This is a genomic window from Lewinella cohaerens DSM 23179 (assembly GCF_000379805.1).
GTDB classification, from domain to species: Bacteria; Bacteroidota; Bacteroidia; order Chitinophagales; family Saprospiraceae; genus Lewinella; species Lewinella cohaerens.
The window spans coordinates 1-4,057 of sequence record NZ_KB903590.1; the positions used below are offsets into that span (position 1 = coordinate 1).

The 4,057-nt window shown below is 33.3% G+C and carries 4 protein-coding genes; all 4 read left to right on the plus strand.

Annotated features, from left to right (window positions below):
• The first annotated feature begins 149 nt into the window (after nt 1-149).
• A complete protein-coding gene (locus A3EU_RS0125535) occupies nt 150-857 on the plus strand; it encodes a hypothetical protein (RefSeq protein ID WP_020539034.1) in 708 nt (235 codons plus the stop codon).
• 13 nt (nt 858-870) lie between these two features.
• Nucleotides 871-2,556, plus strand: a complete 1,686-nt coding sequence (locus A3EU_RS0125540) for a hypothetical protein (RefSeq protein ID WP_020539035.1) — start codon at nt 871-873, stop codon at nt 2,554-2,556.
• Between the two features lie 252 nt (nt 2,557-2,808).
• Nucleotides 2,809-3,183 (plus strand): hypothetical protein, encoded by a 375-nt coding sequence (locus tag A3EU_RS0125545; RefSeq protein WP_020539036.1) that lies wholly within the window; start codon nt 2,809-2,811, stop codon nt 3,181-3,183.
• Nucleotides 3,184-3,493: 310 nt separating this feature from the next.
• Nucleotides 3,494-3,700, plus strand: coding sequence for a hypothetical protein (locus A3EU_RS0125555; RefSeq protein WP_020539038.1), 207 nt, complete (start codon nt 3,494-3,496; stop codon nt 3,698-3,700).
• The last annotated feature ends 357 nt before the right edge of the window (nt 3,701-4,057 follow it).

Genomic DNA, 4,057 nt, shown 5'->3' on the forward strand with positions numbered 1-4,057 from the left:
TTAGGATGTTTATATTCTTGATCAACTCCGGGCTGTGTAGAACTTTGCTACCCCGTCAAGCTTCCCTTCGGTCAGCCTGCGTTGTAGCTTGAGTTCTGCGCAATTTGTATTATATTCAGTGTAGTACTCGATGAATAAACTAAACCAAAGTGAAAAAAGAAATACCGTTAGTAGTCAGACGAGCTCTTGAAGAATTACTTGAAGTAAGAGAGACTGAGATAATTCCGTTTAAGACAGACAATATAGTACTGAGACTCAAAGAGGTTGACTTATCGTCATCGTTCTTTTTCGATATTGAAGAAATTAGTGTGAAATCAAACAAGACATTCTATAAAATTTCGTATTCACCCTTCAACCACGAAAATTTAGAGACAGGAAGAGCTACCGTCAATTCTGTTGACTTAAAGAAAAGGTTAGGAGTATGGTTAGATTTTCTAGATGCATATAACAAAAATAGCCTTCTATTTGATGACGATCAAATAAGCCGTCAATATTCGGAAGAAATTGGGCCTCTTTTTGAGATTATTGATGAGGATGCTGATAAAGCGCCTTTTTCAACAAAGCAACAGAAAGTACTTAGTAATTTGTATGATGATATAATTATTGCTGTCCTAGATAGTAGTAATTCTGAAAGTGAATTTTTATATGCTAAAACAATTGCAGAAGAGATGGAAATATCAAAAGCTGCAATTCCTCGATTGACTAAGAAGAAAAACATAGAGAGGTTGCGAAAACACTTTGTTAAAATCAAGAAATTTGGTGTTTCTGTATTTGAAAAAACCTTAGTTAAATATTTTTCGGATATTGGAAATAGATTACTTAATGGTGATATTGATTTAAATAATTTTCTCCCTTAAAAACTCACGAGAGATGCATATTCCCACGAGAATAAATCTTCAAAATTTAAAAAAAATTGATAAATACTTAAAGGATGCTGAATACCATAAGGCATTGAATGAATTAAGAATACTAATGGGAGCTGTAGCTTTGAATAAGGTCAAAAAGACTAAATATGAAAAAGAGTTAGTGAGAATAAGCCAAGATTTTGAAAAAACAAATAATGTTAGTGATTGGATTAAAGATTATGCCTATTCTTTGTACGAGTTATTTACTGAGTTAAGGAATATGGTACTTGATGATAGAGTATACAAGGCATCTAAAGGAATTGTAGAGTTAAAGCCGGATGAAGCTCTAGAACTGGTACAAGAACTTTTACCTGAATCACAGTGGATGAAGGTTGTAGGTGCTGGTCGTCAGCATGTTGCTGAATCAGGAAACCATAAAACTGTACTTAATTATTATTCTGCGATAGAAAAAAAGCTAGGTGAAACTACTACTAGAATACCACGGCCATTTTACATCAGAAGAGTAACGCAGCATCAACTTGAGAAACGTTTTAGAGAGCATTTAGAAAGATGTCTTACAATCGTAGATGAGAATGCTAATCGCTACGAAATAGTTCATTACGGTAATCTGAAGATAACTAATACATACTATATACTACGCCAAGAGGATAATACAGAGTATCTTTTTGTGACCTTAAATGTAGATCAAGGAATAGATCTAATTGATAATGCTTTAGTTTTTTATACAACTAACAACCGAATTGTAACAAATTATAATCGTCATTTTGATCAGTTCTGGAATAATGAAGGAAGATCGGGTCGAGTTATTAAAAGTTTAAGCGATTTTAAGAAATATATACCATTTGATAGTGATCTATATGAAAAGTATACTGCACTTAAGAATTTTATAAAAAGAGTACCAAATGATTCTATAAGAATGAGGCATTTAAAAAGTGAAGTTAGCTCAGCATATTCTCGACTCGAAGGCCTGAATTCTTGCACAATAACTTATGAACATACATCCAAAAATATTGAAATCCTAAAGTGGTTTAACGAGTATATGCAAGAACTTGATGGGAGTAAGACCTATTTAACTGTTTCAATATTCAAATTTTGGGAAACCATTGGTGATTACAAAGATTTTCTTGATCGACAGCAACAGGCCTTGTCCAAGGGAGCCAGAATTAGGAGAATATTTTTTGTGGATTCTTCTGGCTTGAGAAGAGATTTTGGTGAGGCATATAATGTAGATGAATACAATGCAAGGATGAAAATGCAACAAGAAGTGATTTATGAAAATTATCAGCAATCGTTATTATATAAAAACTATGATTTCAAGGTTCTGTTTTCTTCTCGGTCAAAAGAATCTGCAGCAAGAGATAATTTCGCGATATGGATTAATGAACCAATTGATTATAAGATCCTATTTAAAATGAATTATGGGTTTCCATCTGCGTATACTGAAATAACATTTGCCAATTATAGTGATGAGGATGTTTCGCACATTAATCACTCATTAGTACAGTCATATGTCGATCACTTTGACAGAATGATGAGGAGAGTGCAAAGTGAGAATAATCAATTACTTACATATCTATCAAATGAGGAAATTGATGATTACGAGTTCAAAAATATTTGCCAAGAAAGAATTGATTTTTTAAGAGGCTGTAGGATTGAGGATATAGAGGGATTATTAAGTGAAGAAGAGTAAAGCGCAGAACTTTGCTAGCACGTCAAGCTTCCCTTTGGTCAGCATGCGCGCTAGCTCGAGTTCTGCGCAAAGAATAAAAAACTAAGATAATCATCAACTATCGTAATTATGGGAATAGTGATTTCTATAGTTGTATAATCCACTATTATAACCTAGATTTGTTATGAGAATTAGAACATCATAAACGAGCAATTTATACATTTTAAAAATCTAATCGACCCAAAATTTATTTAATATAACAGCAATATTGACATGAACATATTATTAATCCTTGCGTTTGCAACAGCGCTAATCGGAGCGGTAGCTATATTAAGTTATTTTCAAGATCGATCAGAGGAGAAAAATTTCATTAAGTCAGCAAAAGGTGCAGTCTTTTATGTTTTTTATATGGGAGGTATTTTTATAAGTATATTTATTTTTCCAAGTATGATCTTTTCAAGGTTTTATCCAGAATCAACATTGTTAGGTGATTTTTATAATTCATTTTCTGCTGATGGAAAATATCTCTGGGGAGAAATTTCATATTGGAAAGAAATTCTTATATGGGTTATACTTGCAGTTGCCTCAGTAACAGGCATGTATGCTTTATTAAATTACTTTAGCGAGAAAACTGCAGTTAGAAAATAACTTTGAAAGAAAAAATTAGAAGCGAAGTCGGAAAACGTAACCTTAACCTTGAGGAAAAGTTAATTGTTTGTTCTCCGGGTATATATAAAATTGCTATAAAGTTTGCAGGATATTGGCTTTTATTATATTGGCTTTTATTATATTGGCTTTTGTTATATTGGTATGACGGATAATATAAATACTTCTACAAATGATAGGCGAGTATGGGAAACTTTTCCAGAAAGATTGAAAAAAACTAATCAGCTAATCATAAATAAATGATCTTTGGTGCAGAATTTTTTTAAGTAGATGTCTAATAAAAAGTAAAAAAATGGAAGAAATAATTAAAAGATGTAATTTAATTAATAGTGATATTGGATCAATTGTCAGAATCGCTGATAGACTATTCAAAAAATCAGTATTTACTACTGGTGGATATATTCTAGTAATTAATGACACTCATGTACAAGACCAAAGTGTAAATGCTTTTTCAGACGAAGTGATTAAAAAAATCGTAAGGGAAGCAACAAAGGTATAAAAATAAAAATGCGCAGAACTTTGCTACCCCGTCAAGCCTCCCTTCGGTCAGCCTGCGTTGTAGCCGGAGTTCTACACAACCCTCCGCTGTTTCTACTAAAAGCTGGGTAGAAGGATATTTTACTGCGCGCTCAAGGGATTACCAAAAGGAATAATTTTTATCTTTAGAAAGGGTTGCCTGGATGGTAGTTTCCGCTTTGAGAGATGATCACCAGTAGCGTATGATTACCGCGCGCAGTTTGGTGTTTTGGGAATCGCTCATATTAGGATGTTTATATTCTTGATCAACTCCGGGCTGTGTAGAACTTTGCTACCCCGTCAAGCTTCCCTTCGGTCAGCCTGCGTTGTAGCTTGAGTT